This window comes from Acetobacteroides hydrogenigenes (genome assembly GCF_004340205.1).
Lineage (GTDB): Bacteria > Bacteroidota > Bacteroidia > Bacteroidales > ZOR0009 > Acetobacteroides > Acetobacteroides hydrogenigenes.
On record NZ_SLWB01000006.1, the window covers coordinates 38925 to 59164 of the forward strand.

Here is a 20240-nt window from a genome sequence, read left to right on the forward strand (position 1 = left end):
GAAAGATTAGAATTCCGCTACACACCCACTCTAGCCTTGGAATCTCCAAGGGCTATCAGATCCAAGTTATCCGAATTTGATTCGTCATTCAAGTAGGAACGCTCAGTCGTTCCTAAACATGTACTAGTACTTCTGGGTTTAATCCTAGGAATACTCAAAAAGAGTGTTTATCAATCCTCCTATAATATGAGAAAAATGATCCTTTTGCTAGCGCTTGCTAGCGGAGCAGCAGCAGCCAATGCAGGTGGCATTCTAACCAATTCGAACCAAAGTGCGCAATACGTTCGTATGTTGTCGCGCAATGCATCAACCGAGATGGATGCCGTTTACTATAACCCTGCAGGACTGACACTTCTAAAAGATGGATTCCATCTCTCTTTCAACAACCAGTTTCTTTTTCAAAAACGAACTATTGAGAACGACTATCCCTACCTCAACAACAACAGCTATGCTGGCGATGTAACCACCCCCATCTTCCCAACCTTTTTTGCCGCTTACAAAAAAGACAACTGGGCAATCTTTGCCGGGTTCGGACCTACCGGAGGTGGAGGAAAAGCAACCTTCAACAACGGACTTCCTTCGTTCGAGACTGAAGTTGCCAACTTACCTGTTCTGCTAAGCCAAAAGGGTATTCCAACTACAATGTATACCCGAGACATGGCCTTCGACGGAACCTCTGTAATCTATGGCGGCCAGCTTGGAGCTAGTTACAAAGTAAACGAATGGCTAAGCGTATCGGCAGGGGCTCGCCTTTCCTACTCCAAAAACACCTACGACGGCTATCTGCGCGATATAAAGATCAACCCTATTAGCCCTGCAAACCCTTCTGGAGGCTTTATTAGCGCTCCCGAGTTCTTCAAAGCTTTGGCGACAAACGCTGCTGGTGCTGCAGCATCGCTACAGCCCCTAATTGCAGGTAATGCAGGAGGGCTAACGCTTCAGCAGGCGCAAGCAGCAGGAGCGCTTACCCCTGCTCAGGTTGCCCAAATATCAGGAGGTCTAGGCAGCAGCTACAACCCTACAATGACCATTGCAACAATCCAGGCCACCTATACCGGAATCAGCAATGCCTTTAACGCCAATGCGGCAAAAACAGCCGACAAGTACGTAGACGTTAAGCAAACAGGAACAGGAGTTACCCCAATTATCGGTGTAAACCTTACTCCTACAAGCAACATCAACATTGGTATTCGTTACGAATTTGCCACTAAACTCAAGATAAAGAACGATACTAAAATCGATGGAACTGGAAGTTACGCTGATGGGAAAGAAACCAACAGCGATCTTCCAGCAATTCTAGCAGCCGGTATCGACTACAAAATCATTCCTGATTTAAAGGTTTCTGCATCGCTAACCCACTACTTCGACAAGGATGCCAACTGGGATGGCAAGGAAAAGTTTATTACCGATAACCTTTACGAGTTGGCATTTGGTATGGAGTACAACGTTACCGAAAAAATGCTTGTAAGCGGGGGCTTCCTTTATGTACAAACAGGAGCTGGGCAAGGCTACCAATCGGACATTAGCTACAGCCTATCCTCGCACTCTGTTGGCTTCGGTACGGGATATAAGGTAACCAATAAGCTAACCTTGAATATGGCCATGCTCTACACACAGTACGTAGAGGGAACACGTATGATTAACTACACCAACGTAGGTAGCATTAAAGAAACCTACAAAAAGAGCAATATGGGATTCTCAATTGGGTTTGACTACCATTTCTAGCCAAAGAGTCTTCCTCATTTGAGCATATTCCCATGACCGTAAACGCCTCGAAACACCTCGAGGCGTTTCTTTTTTACCCACTACGTACTTTTGCTACAGCTTTAACAAGATATTTACATCTTATAAAAAACCCTTTTATACATTTGCCTCACTAAACCACAAATTACCATGAGATTTTCAAACATAAGAGCTAAGTTTCCCCAGCTAATCGTATTGCTTGTAATTATATCTCTTATAGGAATCAGGAGCATTGAAAACAGCAGCAAGACCAAAGGACAAACAGTATTGGTAGCAAATAACGATATACTATCCTGCCTTAAAGAGATCGTACCGGAAGTAACCGCGATAGAAAATGATGGCGCAGAGCAATGGATCCTGAAAGACAAGAATAGCATTACTGTTGGTAAAGCAGTAATCGCACAGCAAACCACCAGCAAAATCATAGGCTATAGTGGGCCAATACCAATGGTTATTGCACTCGACAAGAACGATAATGTTAAAGCACTTGGGCTTCTTCCTAACGACGAAACCCCAAGTTTTATAGATGTAGTAGTAGCCAAAGGATTTCTAAAAAAATGGAATGGTCTTTCAGTCAACCAAGCAGTAGCTATGGACATGGATGCCGTATCTGGAGCAACCTATTCGTCTACAGCCATAAATGAAACTGTAAAACAGCGCTTAGCGGAATATAGCAAAGCCACAGCCGTTGCCCGCAAAGCCGATATAAAAATGATCGTAACCTATTGTTCTATTCTACTAGTACTGCTTTACGCCCTAGCCTTCTACTGTTTTCCTAAACAAATGAATAAGTACCGTATTACGCTGCTTATTCTGTCGATTGGCGTACTAGGAATAGCCTATGGTTCATTTCTATCCATAAAGCTAATCGGGGGATGGTTTATTCAAGGAGTATCTCTAAAAAACCAAATCATATTTGTAACCATGGCGATACTCGCCTTTATGCTCCCTTTCCTCTTTGGAAAGAACTTCTACTGCACCTACGTTTGCCCCTTTGGCGCTTCGCAAGAGTTGTTGGGAAAGATAAACCCTAAAAAGTTGGAATTACCCAAAAGCGTTACCACCATTTTAAGCCATACCCGCACCAAGGTCATGCTTTTTGTATTAGGCATAGCCTTATTTGGATCTACCATTGATGTTACCAATGCCGAACCCTTTACGCTATTTCTATTCGCATCAGCATCTAAGGGGGTAATCGTAATGTCTGCCGCATTTCTCCTTTTGTCAATATTCATTCCTCGCGCTTGGTGCCGATTCTTCTGCCCCACAGGTGCTCTTATCGACTTCTTCCGCAAAGAGGGTAAAGACATCTTTCCTAAGAAAGTAACCTTCCAAACCCACCTAATTGCACTTGTAGTCGCAGCAATTGCCGTACTAATCTTCCTTGCTTCCTCCATATTTGCATAAACAGGTAATCGCACAAGCATAAGAAAAATGAAGGTATCCTATAAAATGGACCTTCATTTTTCGAAATAAGTGCATACATGAACTATACTAGGTGCACATTATATTCGCTTAAAAATGTACTTTTGAAGACCAAGATCTAAGCCGTTTCTTTCAAAAAGATGAAAAAGTACCGAGTTGCCCTATTTTTCGATTTGTCGCGCCAGTACGACCGCGATGTTATTCAGGGCATCCTCAACTTTTCGAACGAGATACAAAAGTGGGAGTTCTTCTACGAGGCACCTCACTATCTTGAGAAAGAAGAGACTAAGCGCCAAATCAAGAAGATAATCCGTTGGCAACCCGATGGCATCATTGCCCGCGGAAATCCTGGTTGGGAGAAGCTTCTTTCGCTTAAGAAACCAATAATTATTTCGCCGCACTACGAGCGCATTGCTGGCGTTACCAACATCTACTGCGAAAACGAGATGATTGGCGAAATGGTTGCATCCGAGTTTATCCACAAGGGATTTCGCAACTTCTCATTCTTCGGTGACAGCCATTTCTACTGGTCAACAGAACGACAGATAGCCTTCGAAAGGGCTATTAAAGGAGACGAAAACCGAAACTATGTCCCTATTCCCAACGAAATAGCATCATTGCACTGGGAGGATCGCCCCGCTGCACTTGCAAAATGGCTTGCAGACCAGAAGCTACCTCTTGCTATAATGGCTGCCTCCGATGAGTACAGTCAGCTGCTTGTTGAGGCCATTCACATCGCCAACCTAAAGATACCGAGCGATGTCTCTATAATTGGCGTCGATAACGACCGATTTATCTGCGAGCTAAGCAACCCAACCCTCTCTAGTGTCGATCAAGATGCCGAACGCAGCGGTTACCTTAGCGCAAAAACGCTCCATCAAATGATGCTAAGCAACTCGCTAATTGCCGATCCAATCATTTCGTACCCGCGCATGATTGTACGACGAAAATCATCGGACGAGTATGCAATTGCTGACGAAAACGTACACAACGCAATAACCTTCATAAAAAAGAATGCACCTAAGCGTGACATCACGGTAGAGGAAGTTGTTAATGCGACACGCCTCTCTCGCCGATCTCTCGAGCTGCGTTTTGATAGTTTGCTCAATCAAACCATTCACGACTTCATTTGCATGGTTCGCATCGAAAACGTTTGCAACCTTTTAGACAATAGCGAAAAAACCATCAAAGAAATCGCTTTCCATCTCAATTTCAACAGTGTAGAAAACTTAAGTAGGCTCTTTAAAAGAGTTATGGGCTGCACTCCATCCGAATTTCGTAAGAACAAAAAGTAAAATTGCGCAAATCAACAGCATTATTGCGCAATCAATCATGTTCGCACCGTAGCATTAACCTACATTTGCATAAACAACTTGATATTTTTCTTGGTAGAATCGATATTAAGTTGAGATGACTATATCAAAAAAAGAGAGACGAGAGATGAGGAAGTATGCCATTGGGGCAGATATTGGAGGAAGTCATATAAGTTGCGCCATCATTGATTTAGACAGCAAAAACCTTGTTGAAGGGACATTTGCTTCCGAGGTGGTTAACAACAAAGCAGAAGCTACCGATATTCTTGACAGCTGGGCCGCAGCCATAAATCAGTCTTTGGCACACATTACTGCCAAAGAATTGGCCGGCATTGGTTTTGCAATGCCAGGACCTTTTGACTACGAAAAAGGGATTGCCCTTTTCACTTCTCAAAATGACAAGTTTGAGAAGCTTCACGGAATTAATGTTGTTGATGAGCTACGTAAACGACTAAAAATCGACTCCCAAAGCGGAATTCGGTTTATGAACGATGCCACAGCCTTTGCCGTTGGCGAAGATTGGTTTGGCATGGGTAAAGCATACACCCGTACGCTATCTATAACCCTTGGTACTGGCTTTGGATCAGCCTTTATTGCCAATGGAATTCCGGTAGTAGAAGGAAACGAGGTTCCCGAAATGGGCTGCGTTTGGCATTTACCATACAAAGACGATATCGCAGATGCTTACTTCTCTACAAGGTGGTGTATTAAACGCTACCTCGAGCTAAGCGGAGTTGAAGTAAGCGGCGTAAAACAAATTGCCGACGAGGCAGAAACTAACAAAATTGCCAAACAGGTATTTATCGAGTTTGGCAACAACCTAGGAGAACTTCTAGCACCTTGGATGAACAAGTTTGGAGCAGAAGCACTTGTCATTGGAGGTAATATTTCAAAGGCTTACAGGCACTTTGGAGAATCGCTGGAGGAGGCTCTTAAGGCTAACGGTTGTTCAACAGAGGTTCATAGATCCGAGCTAATGGAGGATGCTGCATTTATTGGTAGCGCTCGCCTTTTCGACGAAGATTTTTGGAAACATGTACAGCCGCTTCTTTCTAAGATGTAATATGACTACTATGTAAAATGCTACTATAAAAAAGGTGTTAGAGTGAAGAGACAATTACTATTATTTAAACAAGGTGTAGCATAGACTATTATTCAAACACGCAAGCAAGCCCCGATCACGTCTTTCTGATGCCATCGGGGCTTATTTTTTAATCAGAAATTGTAAATTGCCCCGTTTTACTAAAGGTTATAGTACCTTTCAACAAAAAGACTGCCAACAATGCAAGCTAAAACAATAACAGCAATCTCTTCCAAGCATCGTGGGAATGCAGGCATCATATATCCAATAGCGGCATATTTTATTTGGGGAATACTGCCCATATACTGGAAGGTAATGAAGCAGATTCCGTCAGGAGATATTCTTGCACATCGTATTTTTTGGTCCTTTGTTTTTCTTGCAGCGATCATAAGCAGCATGAAACGTTGGAGTGAATTTCGTCAAGCCTTTTCGAATACGAAAAGTATACTAGCAGTAACAGTCGCAGCTATACTAATTAGCGCCAATTGGTTAATATACATCTGGGCCGTAAACAATAACCATATTGTAGAAGCGAGCTTAGGATACTACATCAACCCGCTACTTACCATCCTTTTAGGGATAGTAGTTTTACGCGAAAAAAGCGATATTTGGCAAATAATAGCCATTATCCTTGCTCTGTTTGGCGTTGGCTTGCTCACCTACCAATTTGGACAAGTGCCTTGGGTTGCCATTTCGCTGGCCATTTCGTTTGCATGTTACAGTTTGGTAAAAAAACTTTCTAGCCTATCTCCGTTAACCGGATTAGCAGCCGAAACTATGGTAGTAGCACCTTTAGCACTAGGATACCTTTACATGCAGGTAAGCGGAACTGCAGCTACCTACAGCAATCTTTCGTACGGAATGATTCTGATGATACTTCTCACAGGGGTTGTTACCTCTGTTCCTCTGCTTCTTTTTGCTCAAGGAACCAAACGAGTGTCGCTTACCACATTAGGATTTGTACAATACCTTTCGCCAAGCTTAAGCCTTATAATTGGCATCTTCATCTATAACGAACCTTTTACGCTGGCCTACCAAATCAGCTTTGGGCTTATCTGGATAGCGCTTGCCATCTATACCTTCTCACGAAAGGATGTGCTTTCTAAGCTTCGAAGGAATGTCTAATTTCAAAATAGCTTATAGCAGCAGATAACGGGGCTAAATGGCCTCGTTTTTACTACTCCTACATTCTCCTTCCCCAAACAAAGATGTCATTCAGCAGCCAATAGAATACCCTATAGACTGAATTCACAAACAGAGAAATGTTTCACTGAATCTACCCCCTTCCTTCATATTGCGTAAACGATAAACTAAGCGATTGCGTTCGTTGTTTCTCTAATAGCAACAGAGACTCATCGTGGATAGGTATAAAAAACAAGCTACACCAATATTAGCAATAGCGTTGCTTACTGTGCTAATTGTCATTTCTATTGACACCGTCGCACAGAAAAAGCAAAGCAAATACTTCTTTATGGAAGTTAAGTACGGAGTGCTTAGTGGATTTGGACCAAGCAAGAATCAGGCAGAACTTGTAGGAGGTATTGACACCCTCTCTTTCGACAAAAAGCTACACCTCATTCCCGGGTTTAAAAATAGCTATCCTATATACGTAACTATGGGCTATATGGCAAACTACCTTCAGATACAAGGTACGTTAGGCTACTATTCGCTAGATATTGGTTTGGGAAAAGTAGCAAACGACTATATGCAAGGGCTGTTAACAGCACAAATGATGCTCCTAAAAGTAGAGGCTCAAGCTCATTTATCGACTATACGTAAAGGAAGATGGGATAATAGGTACGGTGTTATGTCTAGTATAAGCTTTAATGGAACTATCCCTTTAGCGCATACGATGAACACGACACGCAAGCTAGAATACCGTATCGATAGTTTTAAACCATCCTTTCAACTTAACTGGAATGTAGATATTTGCCTAAAAATCCCGCTAGGCAAAAAGGGCTTCTACGGAGTTGCCAATGCAGGGCTTACCATGCCAGGACTAGTTGGTTCGATAGGAACGCTAAGTACAGAGCCCGAATCTCCATTTGCTGCCACGCGAAGCAAGGTAAAGATGTACTTTTTTAACACCTCTATTGGCTTGGGCTACTACATTAACCTAAAACCTACGCAACCTTCGAGGTAGAACACACATAGCATTTATACACTCGAATAAGCAAAATTTACCCCAAGGCATCCATTCAGAATAGATACCAACATCGTAATTCTTACTTATAGAAAAAAGCGCTACGTATTTTGCTTAGCCTTTATTTTGTAAATTCTGCTCGTAATCGGCCACAACAAGCTTCGCTTTCTCGTAATCAAGCGACGAAACAAACACCTTTACAGCACCGGCTCCACCTCCTGATGTATACCAAGGGCTTAGAGTTCCTACTATTTCATCCATTATAAATGCTTCTATCTCGGCATTTTCAAGAAGGCTTTTAACCATTTCGGCTTGCCATGCTGTTCCTGCAAAAACTTCAACCGGTTCTAATTTGTTATTTATGCTCATAGTAAATGATTTTATACGCTAAGATAGAATAATCATCCTGTTAAATAGTTTTTTTTAGATGCTTTTAAAATCAAAATTGTAGAATAAGCAAACAGAATAGAATAAGAGATGATGGCTTCGATGCATGATCTTCCATTTACAAGGTATGGTCCCTAAATACGAATTTCCTTTACCAAAACTATATCACGCAGGCCTTAGGATCATCTTGATATTTGATAAATTATCCGACTATATTTGCTGCAAAATGACAGATAAACACCAAAAAAAGTTCCACTACAATGAAAATGCTTCATTCATTATCCATTTTGCTTATGCTTTTGGTTGCTTGTTCCAAAAATTCGTCCGAACAAACGCCATCTACAAAGATTTCCACGGTAACGGTTTCTCAAGAATCCAACTATACCGGTAGGGGAAACGACAACGAGGTTATCCTTAAAGTTAAGGTTATAGCAACGGGTTCCAATTCTTCATTCGATCTCAAAAACATCGTAATAAACATGGATGGCACGTCGGACATTAATGATGTTGAAGCCATTAAGGTTTACGCCACCGGATCTATCGACTTCTTTGATATTAAAAAACCTTCTACTTCTTTAATAGGGAAAGCCAATCCGGCAAAGGGCAACATTTCTATTAGCACCACAGGAAAAGTGCAAAACGGGATGAACATTTTTTGGGTTACCTATAAGCTTAAGGAGAATGCCGTAGAAGGAAACGCGGTTGACGCGTCGGTACTATCGATAACAACCCCTAGCGAAACCTATACGGTTACCGGAGGAAATCCAACGGGCAATAGAATAATTCTTTTAGCACGCACGCAGGTATTTGGACCTGGCGATTTTGGTTCGACCAACTACCGGATTCCTGCAATAGCAACTGCTGCCGATGGATCACTGGTTACGCTTACCGATAAGAGAAAGTATAACTCTACGGATTTACCCGAAGATATCGACATTGTAGCTCGCCGAAGCACCGATGGAGGAAAAACATGGTCGGAACCGGTAATGGTTGCTCAAGGTTTAGGACGTAATGCCGGATATGGCGATGCTGTTATCATCAAGGCAAAAAGTGGCAAGCTGATTGCCGTTTTTGTTGGGGGTGTTGGGCTTTGGACATCAACAGCAGCCAATCCAATTCGCACCTACGTATCTACCAGCAACGATAATGGCATTACATGGACGCCTTCTAGAGATATTACCAACCAAATATTTGGTGCAGGATGTGCAGATCCTATAAGAAAACAGTGGAAAGCGTCCTTTTGTGGTTCGGGGCATGGCCTATGCACCCGTTCGGGTCGCATCATGGTTGTAGGTGCTGTTGTTGAGCCTAACCTTGGCAATTCGCTGCAAAACTACGCCTACTATTCCGACGATGAAGGCGAAACATGGAAAGTTTCGAGCCGAGCTATAGCCGGTGGAGATGAAGCAAAAGTTGTGGAGCTTAACAATGGAGATATCCTAATGAGTAGCCGTATAAGCGGCAATAGGCTTTGGGCTAAATCATCCGATGGCGGCGTTACATGGGGGCAAAGAAACTCGTGGGCTGATATCTGGGGAAATGCCTGCAATGGTGATATCATTCGTTATACCTCTACACTTGATGGCCATTCTAAAAATCGTCTCCTACACACGCTCCCTAACGATGCTACGCGTAAAAATGTTACCGTATTCCTAAGCTACGACGAAGGCCAGACTTGGCCGATAAAGAAAACGCTTTGTGCAGGAACTTCGGCGTACTCTTCGCTAACAGTTCTTCCTGATGGAACTATTGGAGCGTACATAGAAGAGGATGAATCTATACCGTATAGAATGGTATTCGTAAACTTCTCGCTAAAATGGCTAACCAATGGCGCTGATGCCTACTAAATAAGTAGCATTTCTACATAAGTTAATCCCTGCCACAAATAGCTGCGGCAGGGATTTTTGTTGCAAAAAATATAGTAGGGCAGTAATAGACCTATTCATAGCACCTATAGCACTTTGCAGCACTATTAGAGGCGCTTAAGCACTTGCAAATAGACAACCAACTAGTAATTCTAGTGGTTTCATTCAGCAACATAGTAGAATCAGCAAATCGCACCCAAGAAATACGGGTAAAGAAAAAATGCTTTCTTAATAATTCCTTCTATGGATTACGATTTATAATTAGTCGCCTAAAGTAGCAATAAAAAGTTTAACGTTACACCAATCCTCATACTTTTTTTAAAGTATAGACATAAATACCAGATGAATAAATGCTTAATGGTTTAGCAAATTAATGCTTATGGATGCATAGAAAAGTCTTTCAACCCACAATTAACTATTAACCTCTAATAGTAAGCAGCCATCATGTAGCGGTTAAAGATTGCTACTTATATTCGACGGTATTACAAATACCACTGAGCCTAGCGCGTTAAATTAAACTTCGCATAGTAGAGGGTATTCTTTTGCACGTTATGCTCGGAATAAGGTATGCCTAATCTCAATTAGGCATTTAGCCCGTATTACTTGCTGTCTGAATCACCGATTAATCGGATTACCCTGATTTCACGGATTACTTTACACCGTTATGGAGTAGCATTATGAAGAGATAGCATAGTATCTGCCACCAAACCTCTACAAAGACGCCAACTTCGCCAAACCTACCGCTTATACTATACGTCGTTCAATTAAAGTATCTACAGCGCCTTCAAAATCTTTACCCGTTCCTTTACGCCTTCCAGATGTTTTTCCTCGCTATAGGAAGGATCGCGGGTGTCTATGTAAAGCTGGCAGGGCAGCTGGCTGCATTTACCGCAATGCTCAAACTTCTTTTCATCCTTGCAGCAGCGGTATATTGGACAGCAGTCTAATTCCATATACGGAGCCCAAAACACTTTTCCTTTAATGGCATCACATCCATTGCAGGTTTTGCCATACTCGCCACAGGTAGTACAATCTACCCCACAGATACTAATTACTTTCATCGTGCTTTTATTTAATATGATAATAGGCTTGCTTTTTTCTCGCTAGGCGAAGGTAATTCCTTCGTTAATCATCCTATTACTTGTAGTTACATATAAAAAACAGCCATCTAAAACAAAAGCCTCAAATGAACTGCTTATTGCCTATCGAACATAACAAATATATCCATACGTTAAGTAATTTTTAGGAATATTTTCAGGTTTTACAGAGCACTTTGGGCTAGTAAACGGTATCAATAAGCATATTACGGAAATATTTCCTATACTTTGCTTGCGATTATCGTAAAATAATTATAGCTTACATACATCTTTCTTAGCTAATGTACTTTCATTATTAGCTGGAAGGGTAAATGGGCTTGAATAGTACCATCTAAACAGATGAATGTAGCTATCGTGATGCGAATGAAACCTAGAATACTATATGAACAGGATGCTCTAACCTCGAATATGCCATTTACATATGTCGAGGTACGTTCTTTATATGCTAAAGCACCATTTACATTTTTGCGAATGTATACTTCGCTCGTGATTGTTCTACTTCTACTTTTTGTACTGGCTCTTTTGCCATGCATTTCTCCTTTTACATTTTTTGGAATAGCACTTTTGGCACCATTTGCTCCATTTACACTTTTTGGAATGGTACTTTTTGCTACAAATGCGCTGCTTATACTTTTTGGATTGGTTGCTACACCCATATACGTCCTAGTTACACTTTTAGGAATGGCAATTTTCGATACAACTGTCCTATTTACTTTTTTTCGGAGGGTAGATTGGTGCTCAAAGATATGTTTTGGATGAAAGAAATGGTTACTGCTGAACGTCGAATAGGCATTCTATCGCGTATAGAGGGCAATAGCAGCCATCAACATCAACTAAAAACCAAAATAGCTAGCAAGTAATGGCCAAATTTCAAACTTTTCTACGGAGCTGCTTGCTCGATTCCCTAATGGGATATGCCCAGCAGCTGGATGTTATTCTAGTATCGGCCAAATTATCCGAGCTGCTCGAATCTAACACCTACCAAACGTTTCGGGTTACGCTAAATAAAATGGAGGAGGGCTATAAGCAGGTTCGGAAGAACCCCTACACCGATATGCTGAGCGAAATTGTACTACAAAGAAGCCGAACATTCAGGTCCATCTACCATGTTATACAGAGCTTCCTCTACTCCGATGATGACGCTGAAAGGGACGCTGCGCAAAAGTTGCTAGCGCTCTTTAACAAGTATAAAGCCGAGTTCGCAAAGAGTAGCTATAGTGGCGCAAGCGGCATGGTTTCGAGCTTTATTGAGGATGTAAAGCAGGAGGAGTACACCGATGCCGTGGCAACGTTGCTGCTAACGGCCAAGCTGCAGCAGCTGATAAGGAACCAGACCGAGTATGGGGAGGTGCTCTTAAAGAGCATCGCTAAAGATGCCGAGAGCAACAAAACTGTTTTCGCCTCCAGCATCCGCAAAAGGTTTATGATGGAGATGCGCGACGTGCTACTCTTTGTAGAGACAAGGGCCAAAGAGTCGCCCGACAGCGTTTGGAGCAAGCTGAATAAGCTAATCGCCATCCACAACACCAAGCTCGTGAAGAGTGAGGCGCTGCGGCAGGCAGCCCTCAAGAAGAAGCGGGAGAGTAAGAAGAATAAGGAGTAGCGCTACTCTTGCCATATAAGAAATAGCAATAGAGAAAAAGGGGGTGGATGCCCCCTCAGGGATTTCATTTTTACAAATTGTCACCGACTCCATTTCGAAGGTTATCCCCCGCTGGCGGGGGTTAGGGGGTGGATTTTCGGCTGCGTATAGTAATAATAACGTGAGTTCGATATAAAAAATGAATCCCAATATATGGTTAGCAAAGGTAAAATCAGCGCGACTCCCCTCCTTTTCAAGGAGGGGTCGGCGCAGCCGGGGGTGGTTGTAGTTGAAAAATCAGATAGTTTCTTACTATTTCGACTTAAACCACCCCGCCCTTCGGGCACCCCTCCTTAAAAAGGAGGGGAATACTCCCTTAGCAACCTTTGCTTTTACCATTACTTCTTACATCGAATTTACGTTAATAATAAGCATCGCATTTTTACCATAAACATGCATTTTCCACCCCCTGCCCCCGCCAGCGGGGGATATGCATTGCGTTGCTATATGCTAATCCCTTAACGTCTAACTCTTTTATGAAAGACGAAACTTTAAAAGCGTCATCCCTGAATACCCCCTTGTTTGGTTAACTAAAGAATCGCAATCAAAAAAGACATATCCATTAAAATTAAGTCACATCATAAAGGTTCTTTCAAAGAAAGCCTCCAACATTAGCCTAAAATCTGATGCGATTTACAGCCTCTGCTCTTTTGTTATTAGCCAAAAACCAGCTAATTTCCCATCCTATTAAAAAAACACAAAACACCTTAACAATGAGTGGCTTTTTTGGCAGCATATCTACGGACGATTGCGTGGCAGATGTATTCTACGGTACCGACTACCATTCGCACCTAGGAACGAAAAGGGCGGGGCTAGCCTTTTTATCGAAGCAAAAGGGATTTCAGAGGTCGATTCACAGCCTAGAGGATGGGTACTTCCGCAATAAGTTCGAGAACGACATTAAGAACTTCTCGGGGAATAGCGGAATTGGGGTAATCAGCGATACCGAGGCTCAACCCATTCTGGTTAGCTCGCACCTTGGGCGCTTTGCCGTTGCAACCGTTAGTAAAATTGTAAACATTGCCGAGCTAGAGGCCTACTTCCTCGACAAGCACCACACCTTTTCGGAAACAAGCCAGGGCGCAGTTAACGCCACCGAGCTGGTTGCCATGCTAATTGCCGAAGGAACCGATTTCCTTTCGGGGATTGAAAACGTATACAACAAGGTGAAGGGCTCTTGCTCGATGCTGGTACTAACCGACCAGGGTCTTCTTGCCGCTCGCGATAAGCTGGGCCGTACGCCTATTATTATTGGTAAGAAGGAGAACGGCTTCGGTGCGGCATTCGAGACCTGCGCCTTTTCGAACCTAGGCTACGAAATCGAGAAGTACGTAGGACCGGGTGAAGTTGTACGTATCACCGCCGATGGTTACGAGCAGCTGCGTAAGCCAAACGCTAAGATGCAGGTTTGCTCGTTCCTTTGGGTTTACTACGGATATCCACCATCATTCTACGAAGGAATAAATGTTGATGAAACAAGATACCGCTGTGGGGCTGCCCTTGCAAAGAATAATCCAGTAGAAGCCGACTTCGTTGCTGGCATTCCCGACTCGGGAATTGGTCATGCAATGGGATATAGCCATGCTACCGGAATTCCGTTGAAGCGTCCATACTCTAAGTATACGCCCACATGGCCACGCAGCTTTATGCCACAGAACCAGAACATGCGCGACCTAGTTGCCAAGATGAAGCTGATCCCCAACAAATCGGTTATCAGCGGCAAAAGGGGTATCTTCCTCGACGACTCCATTGTTCGCGGTACGCAGCTAAAGGATAACGTGGTAGACCTGCATGATGCAGGAATTAAGGAGGTAAACATGCGCATCGCCTGTCCTCCCCTAACCTACCCTTGCGAGTTCCTGAACTTCAGCAGCTCTCGCTCCAGCCTCGCCCTCGCTACTCACCGCGCTGTACGCGACCTCGAAAACCGCGAAGGCGTAGATATGAAGGAGTATTCCGACTGCAACAGCGAGAAGTATGCTGCCATGGTCGATAAGATTAGGGAGGAGCTTGGCCTAACCACCCTAACCTTCCAAAATCTCGACGACCTCGTAGAGGCAATCGGCCTTCCCAAGGAGAAACTCTGCACGCACTGTTGGGATGGATCGAGCTACTTCGAGTAGAAAAACCAACACGCCATATAAGAAGAATCCTGCCTATTGCAGGATTTTTTTTTGCCCTTTGACTTCTATTTCGAGACCATCGTAACCAGTGGATCAAAAATAATTTTTAAAATATTTCAAATAAAAACGTATCAAAACCCCCATTTTTTAGTATTGTTTTAATATTTTTAGTACAGTATACATCTAATCACTCGTATAGGCATGGCAAAGAATAAAAAAAAGAAAGCGAATGCGCAGCAGCATAAGCCGACTGCTAAGGATGTTTTCAAGAAGCAGGAGAATGAGTATCGGAAAGGGCTAACGGAATTTCTACAACGAATAAATCTGCTGGCCCCCTTTAACCGCCTTCCTAATAGTGTGGTCAACAGCATGATAAAGGTTCGAATATCCTCCGTAAGGATAGAACCATTGGGTAAAGACAAGCTTAGCAAAGAGGATTCAGGATACATGAAGAACTATCTTTCTTACGTTCTACAGCTGGATCACAAAACGCCCTACCCTAATGGTTCTGCTGTAACAAACAAAGAGTTTATCATTTACCTGATGACCTTACACCTCCACATCAGCTCGTATCTCGAGAAGATCAATGACGAGGAAGCAAGGAGGGCGTTTAGCGAAATGATCAGCTTTACGGAGGAGCAATGGGACAGCGTATTTAGCACGCTTCAGTACCACATAAACTTTTCGTCATCGTGGATGTCCAACCCCATCGATGGGTATGTCGAATACGAATCCTTTGAATTCGACGTCAAGAATAACGATAAAAAAACGATTTACGACTCGTGGTGCTCTCCAGTAGTTATCTACTACAAAACCATAGCGCCCAACCGAAAGCATGTGGTTATCGATGGAAAAAAAAGGGAGGTGTTCGAGATGGCCTACGCTTCGCTTGAAGGCGAGCTAAAGTGGTGCGCCATTCCTCCAAAGTTCCTCAAAAAAGTTGGCGATACACCTGTTCGCGTATTCATCCAAAAGCACGCGCTTAACCGGATGAACGAGCGCTTGGACTACATCCTTAATGAAATGCAGTTCTACTTTTCGGCAAAATCGGTGATAGAAACAACCAAGGTAAAGCACATAAGCGACGACAGATACCTCATCCCCGTTCTTTTCTACAACCGAAAGTTGGGCTACCTTGTAGCCCACTACGTAGACTCCATTCTGGTGGTAACCACCTTCCTATTTATAACGCAGGAGGGAACGCCGGAAGGAATGCTTCTGAACAAGCTAACCGGCTTTAAGAAGCTCGACAAGAAGTACCTTTGCATCGACAAGCTGAGCACCTTTATCAACTCCGACATCGCTTCAAAACCCGAGTTGGTTAAGCTGCTTGAGGATGCCAAGCTTGGACACCTTGTTGATCTTTACGAAGAAATCAAGTGCGTATGCCTCGATCGGGAGGCGAGCCTGCACGATCCGTCGTTCATCCTAGAGTACATCCAGAAGAAGCAGGAGGAGGAGCAGCTCAGCCTTACCGAGCAGCAGGAGATAGAACAAGCAAAAGAGGTGTCGCTTACTCCAATACCAATTCAAATGGAGGAGCAACCTATGCTGCTACCACTTGCAAGCAAGCAGGCGCAAATACCCGGACAACAGCTGGTCTAATTGTGGTTGTATCTCGTCTATCTTTGTATTGGGGAGGGTATAATGTCTATTAGAATAAGACGATCAGATACCAAATAACCTATAGACGGCAGGAAAACATTATGCTATCAGGAAACATTTCTCCGTAAACACCATGGCGTAGCTGGAGGCGTAAAGCCGACATCCCGCCAACGGGGTCAACGGGGCATACCAGGCAGGCACGAATTCTGTTCGAGCGAGCGGAGCTACCACAACGCCAATCAGGATAGTAACACTGAAAGGACTAGAAGCTAATTTGAAGTGATAATGCCCCTCCCGCGACCGAGCGAGTTAATTCGTGCCAAGACTTTTTGGTTCTTTTTGGTCTTCAAAAAGAACAGAAAAAGAATATACGTACACCTCTTGAATTAGAACATACGAGTGACCAGTGCAAAGTGATGTACATTCGATAGCATCTAAAAAGCGAAAGATCAGTTAGTCTAGTTCCACCACCCCATCGTGGTCGAAGTACCAGATGTAGCCCTTTACGTTGGGATAGCCCATCTTACGTAGCGTGTTGATGTAGCCGAAAACCTGGTAGCGGTGCTTGGGGTCTTCCACCTCGCCAAACTTAAAGTCTACCACAACGGTTTCGTTGTTGCCCATCATCACGCGGTCGGGACGGCGAACCCGGTACTCCTCGCCGGGGAGGATAATATCTCCTTCGGCTACTATGGCATGCTTTCCGCTGAACCATTCGGCAATGGTGGGGTTGGCGAGCTTGCCAAGAACCTGTTTCTTTATAGACTCCTGCTCGTCCACCACCATAAGCCCCTCCTCAACCAATGCATCAAGAGCAGAATCAACATCATCTTGGGTATTAATCAGGGAGAACAGACGGTGCATCAGCAGCCCTTTCTTTAGGTTTCCGCTCCCCTCTGCCAGCGTGGTGGAGTAGCTCTGCTTAATCTTCGAGAGCGGCTTACCGATTCGATAGGTAGTAAGCGAAAGGGTATTGCCGCGATTCTCCTTTACGGATGCTCCCGCTCCACTTCCCTTTTCGCCAAAGGTGATGATGGATGGCTCCTCGCCCTCGGCTGGCTCCACAATCGTTGCGCTGGGGATCGAAACAGCAGCGTCGAAGAGTAAGGTTCCTATGTGCTCCTTCCTATTTACCCTTAATGGGATGTACAAGTACAGTTCCTGCTCGGCACGGGTAAGCGCAACGTAGGCAAGGTTGATGTTGTCGATGTAGCTCTGCTGCTGCTCCTCGTTGGCTTCCTTGGCAAAGGCGCTCTTTTTCAACGACGAGCCGTACTCTACTGGGATTGCTTCTAGTTTATCGCCATCTATGGCAACAGGTTCGCCGTCTACCCATAGCGTTGTCTTGCGGCTACCGGTTGCCGGCTCGTAATCCCAGTTAAAAAATGGAATTAGGACAACCTTATACTGTAGCCCCTTCGACTTGTGCACGGTCATAATGGTAATTGCCTCCTCCTGATTGGGCAGATAGAGCTCTGTACGCAAGCCGCGCTCGTCCCACCACTCCACAAACGAGGTTGCATCCGACACCTTTTGGGTGGCGAAGCCCAGCACCACATCGGCAAAGCCCCCAATAAAGGGCAGCTCGTCCACAATTTCGTTTAGGCGATACTCGGAGATGATGCACTCTACCGCTTCGGGCAGCGGAAGGTTGGCTATGCGATCGATTAGCGCCGTTACACGTTCGCTGACTGCATTCTCGAAGTAGCCGTGAGCAATGGGCAAATCCTTTTCCAGCTTCTCGATGTAGGAAACCAGCGCTGCGCTAATCGCATCGGCAGGGTTGATGGAAAGGCGAAGTATGGAAACGATAAGGTTTACCGCATTCGACGACGAAAGGTAAAGCGCACCTTGCGAGATGAAGCTAAAGCGGTTGGCCCTTTCGGGTTCCGAGGCATTACGGGCTTCTAGCAGCGCCTCGGCTACCATTTGCCCCTCGCTTTGCCTACGAACGAGTACGGCAATATCCGATGGATTGTAGCGCTGCACATCCTGCAGCTCGGAGATTCGTTCCACCAGCTTCTGCATCACCAATTGCGCCCGCTCGGAGGAGTTCAACTCATTCGCTGAGCCATCGGGCAAAACGGAATCGCCATTAACCTTTTCGATATGGATATATCCGCCGCGCTTGCTCTCGACATTGAGAACATTTTGGGAAACGTCTTCGTAAACCTTGCCGATCTCGTTGTTATCAATTCCCTCTGCCGCCATCTTATCCTGTAAGGCAGTAGCCATAATGGGAAACACCGCGTTGTTGAACTCCACCACGTTGCGCTTGCTGCGGAAGTTGGTGTCGAGCGATATCTTTTCGGGTTTAAAATCCTCAATCACGCTAATGCCCAACGTACGCCAATCGCCGTTACGCCAGCGGTAGATGTTCTGCTTCACGTCGCCCACCACCATGGCGTACCCTCCCTCGCCAATGCTGTTCTCCAACAATGGTTTGAAGTTGGCGTACTGCTGCTTGGAGGTGTCCTGGAATTCATCAATAAGGTACGAGCCGAAACGGTTGCCCATTTTCTCGTAGATAAAGGGCGCATCGCTCCCCTCAATCAGCTTGTTGATGATATGGTTGGTGTCCGATATCAGCAATAGGTTATCCTCCGATGCCAGCTCGCGCACCTGACGATCGATGTCGGCAAGCACGCCCAGCGTTCGGAAGTTTTTGATGGCGACAGCGTAGGTGTTACGCTCGCGCTCTATATAGTCTAGTATTTTTCCTAAAAGAGGATTTAGCTGGCTGTAAACCGCGTCGGTCATCTTAGGCTTCGATTTGCCCATCCACTTGTCGGGGTTGTTAAGGGCATCGGTAGCCGATTTATAGGACGATGGCACAACACCCTCCATCGCCTTAAAGAAGATGGTGGCAAAGCTGCGGCTGCCACCGGGGATATCCTCCAGCTTTATGCCGTTGTTTTCGAGGTAGCGAACGGCACTAGCGCCTGTCTCCTTGTACTCCTGCTCGGCTTCCTTGCTCTTGGCAACCAGCTTGCGGTAGTAGCCATCGAGAAACTCCTTGTTCCCAATCTTCTCGAAGAACGATTCGGGCTGCTGGCGGAAGTCCTCGCGCATCAGCTGCTGACCGAGGTCGGTAAGGATGCCCGAAAGCTCCCAGCTATCGCCCTCGTTAAGACGTTCCTCCACCAAATCGAAAAGCCAGCGCTGCAGCTGCTCGTCCTCGTGCAGGTTCTCCAAAACCTTATCAACGGCCAACGAGAGCACCCTGTCGCTATCCAGCTCCAGCGCATAGCCCGGCTGGATGTTGAGCTCGCGAACAAAGTTGCGCACTACCTTCTGGAAGAACTTGTCGATGGTAGAGATGGCGAAGTTGGAGTAGTCGTGCAGAATGCTGGTGAGCACCAGCTGCGCCCGCCGGCTCACCTCCTTTTCGTACTCTATGCGAGCGCTATCATCATCCCAAAGCGTTTGCTGCTGCCCCTGCTCACCTTTTAGCATATCAACAAGTACGGAAAGGTAGTTGGGCTCACGGCCTTCGCCACGGCGGTACTTCGCAAGGGCGTGCAACTCCTCGATGATGCGCGTCTTCATCTCCTCGGTTGCCTTGTTGGTAAATGTTACCGCCAGTATGGCTCGGTACTCCATCGGGCGACGAATAATTTGGAGGATATACTCGCGGGCTAGGGTGTAGGTTTTTCCCGATCCTGCTGAGGCGTTGTAGACTATGAGCTTCGACATACTTGTTGGCTATAGGTTTTCGAATAGGATTTAAAGATAGCAAAATAGACTTTAGATAATCGATGTTAGATTTTAGACTCTCTAATTACAAAAGGCATAAAATATTCCTTTGCACCCTTT

14 protein-coding genes are annotated in these 20240 nt (G+C 44.8%); 10 read left to right on the top strand and 4 right to left on the bottom strand.

The features are described from left to right. Positions 1–186: 186 nt before the first annotated feature. From CLV25_RS07595 to CLV25_RS07620, 6 genes are all read left to right on the top strand, one after another. Positions 187–1725 (top strand): OmpP1/FadL family transporter, encoded by a 1539-nt coding sequence (locus tag CLV25_RS07595; protein ID WP_131839040.1) that lies wholly within the window; start codon positions 187–189, stop codon positions 1723–1725. Positions 1726–1893: 168 nt separating this feature from the next. Continuing rightward, entirely contained in the window at positions 1894–3150 is a 1257-nt protein-coding gene (locus CLV25_RS07600) for a 4Fe-4S binding protein (protein WP_131839041.1), read from the top strand. Between the two features lie 158 nt (positions 3151–3308). Continuing rightward, positions 3309–4463 (top strand): XylR family transcriptional regulator, encoded by a 1155-nt coding sequence (locus CLV25_RS07605; RefSeq protein WP_131839042.1) that lies wholly within the window; start codon positions 3309–3311, stop codon positions 4461–4463. 145 nt (positions 4464–4608) lie between these two features. After that, on the top strand, positions 4609–5544 hold the full coding sequence (locus CLV25_RS07610; protein ID WP_131839043.1) for an ROK family protein: 936 nt from the start codon (positions 4609–4611) through the stop codon (positions 5542–5544). A gap of 219 nt (positions 5545–5763) precedes the next feature. Beyond that, positions 5764–6687: an EamA family transporter RarD gene (rarD, locus tag CLV25_RS07615; RefSeq protein ID WP_131839044.1), complete on the top strand. Its 924-nt coding sequence runs from the start codon at positions 5764–5766 to the stop codon at positions 6685–6687. Between the two features lie 346 nt (positions 6688–7033). Continuing rightward, positions 7034–7705, top strand: coding sequence for a hypothetical protein (locus tag CLV25_RS07620; protein WP_131839045.1), 672 nt, complete (start codon positions 7034–7036; stop codon positions 7703–7705). Positions 7706–7819: 114 nt separating this feature from the next. Here CLV25_RS07620 and CLV25_RS07625 read toward each other — a convergent pair whose 3' ends face one another. Continuing rightward, positions 7820–8074, bottom strand: a complete 255-nt coding sequence (locus tag CLV25_RS07625; RefSeq protein WP_131839046.1) for a DUF2007-related protein — start codon at positions 8072–8074, stop codon at positions 7820–7822. Positions 8075–8352: 278 nt separating this feature from the next. Between CLV25_RS07625 and CLV25_RS07630 the strand changes: the two genes are divergently transcribed. Beyond that, positions 8353–9939, top strand: a complete 1587-nt coding sequence (locus tag CLV25_RS07630; protein WP_131839047.1) for a sialidase family protein — start codon at positions 8353–8355, stop codon at positions 9937–9939. A 791-nt stretch (positions 9940–10730) separates the two neighbouring features. Here the strand turns inward: CLV25_RS07630 and CLV25_RS07635 are convergent. Together CLV25_RS07635 and CLV25_RS07640 are read right to left on the bottom strand one after the other, a co-directional pair. Further along, positions 10731–11018: a DUF3795 domain-containing protein gene (locus tag CLV25_RS07635; protein ID WP_131839048.1), complete on the bottom strand. Its 288-nt coding sequence runs from the start codon at positions 11016–11018 to the stop codon at positions 10731–10733. Positions 11019–11332: 314 nt separating this feature from the next. Next, on the bottom strand, positions 11333–11710 hold the full coding sequence (locus CLV25_RS07640; protein ID WP_131839049.1) for a hypothetical protein: 378 nt from the start codon (positions 11708–11710) through the stop codon (positions 11333–11335). Positions 11711–11913: 203 nt separating this feature from the next. Between CLV25_RS07640 and CLV25_RS07645 the strand changes: the two genes are divergently transcribed. From CLV25_RS07645 to CLV25_RS07655, 3 genes are all read left to right on the top strand, one after another. Continuing rightward, on the top strand, positions 11914–12657 hold the full coding sequence (locus CLV25_RS07645) for a DUF6261 family protein (protein ID WP_131839050.1): 744 nt from the start codon (positions 11914–11916) through the stop codon (positions 12655–12657). A 752-nt stretch (positions 12658–13409) separates the two neighbouring features. Then, positions 13410–14819 carry an amidophosphoribosyltransferase gene (locus tag CLV25_RS07650; RefSeq protein ID WP_131839051.1) on the top strand — a complete coding sequence of 470 codons (1410 nt, stop codon included), beginning with the start codon at positions 13410–13412 and terminating at the stop codon, positions 14817–14819. A gap of 201 nt (positions 14820–15020) precedes the next feature. Beyond that, on the top strand, positions 15021–16424 hold the full coding sequence (locus CLV25_RS07655) for a hypothetical protein (RefSeq protein WP_131839052.1): 1404 nt from the start codon (positions 15021–15023) through the stop codon (positions 16422–16424). A 453-nt stretch (positions 16425–16877) separates the two neighbouring features. On the opposite strand, the gene CLV25_RS07660 is transcribed toward CLV25_RS07655, so the two are convergent. Further along, positions 16878–20120: a UvrD-helicase domain-containing protein gene (locus CLV25_RS07660; protein WP_131839053.1), complete on the bottom strand. Its 3243-nt coding sequence runs from the start codon at positions 20118–20120 to the stop codon at positions 16878–16880. Between the last annotated feature and the right edge of the window lie 120 nt (positions 20121–20240).

Excerpts from the sequence above, each read along its gene's own strand:
- CLV25_RS07595 (WP_131839040.1), top strand. The coding sequence starts at position 187 with ATGAGAAAAATGATCCTTTTGCTAGCGCTTGCTAGCGGAGCAGCAGCA.
- CLV25_RS07600 (WP_131839041.1), top strand. The coding sequence starts at position 1,894 with ATGAGATTTTCAAACATAAGAGCTAAGTTTCCCCAGCTAATCGTATTG.
- CLV25_RS07605 (WP_131839042.1), top strand. The coding sequence starts at position 3,309 with ATGAAAAAGTACCGAGTTGCCCTATTTTTCGATTTGTCGCGCCAGTAC.
- CLV25_RS07610 (WP_131839043.1), top strand. The coding sequence starts at position 4,609 with ATGAGGAAGTATGCCATTGGGGCAGATATTGGAGGAAGTCATATAAGT.
- rarD (WP_131839044.1), top strand. The coding sequence starts at position 5,764 with ATGCAAGCTAAAACAATAACAGCAATCTCTTCCAAGCATCGTGGGAAT.
- CLV25_RS07620 (WP_131839045.1), top strand. The coding sequence starts at position 7,034 with ATGGAAGTTAAGTACGGAGTGCTTAGTGGATTTGGACCAAGCAAGAAT.
- CLV25_RS07625 (WP_131839046.1), bottom strand. The coding sequence starts at position 8,074 with ATGAGCATAAATAACAAATTAGAACCGGTTGAAGTTTTTGCAGGAACA.
- CLV25_RS07630 (WP_131839047.1), top strand. The coding sequence starts at position 8,353 with ATGAAAATGCTTCATTCATTATCCATTTTGCTTATGCTTTTGGTTGCT.
- CLV25_RS07635 (WP_131839048.1), bottom strand. The coding sequence starts at position 11,018 with ATGAAAGTAATTAGTATCTGTGGGGTAGATTGTACTACCTGTGGCGAG.
- CLV25_RS07640 (WP_131839049.1), bottom strand. The coding sequence starts at position 11,710 with ATGGGTGTAGCAACCAATCCAAAAAGTATAAGCAGCGCATTTGTAGCA.
- CLV25_RS07645 (WP_131839050.1), top strand. The coding sequence starts at position 11,914 with ATGGCCAAATTTCAAACTTTTCTACGGAGCTGCTTGCTCGATTCCCTA.
- CLV25_RS07650 (WP_131839051.1), top strand. The coding sequence starts at position 13,410 with ATGAGTGGCTTTTTTGGCAGCATATCTACGGACGATTGCGTGGCAGAT.
- CLV25_RS07655 (WP_131839052.1), top strand. The coding sequence starts at position 15,021 with ATGGCAAAGAATAAAAAAAAGAAAGCGAATGCGCAGCAGCATAAGCCG.
- CLV25_RS07660 (WP_131839053.1), bottom strand. The coding sequence starts at position 20,120 with ATGTCGAAGCTCATAGTCTACAACGCCTCAGCAGGATCGGGAAAAACC.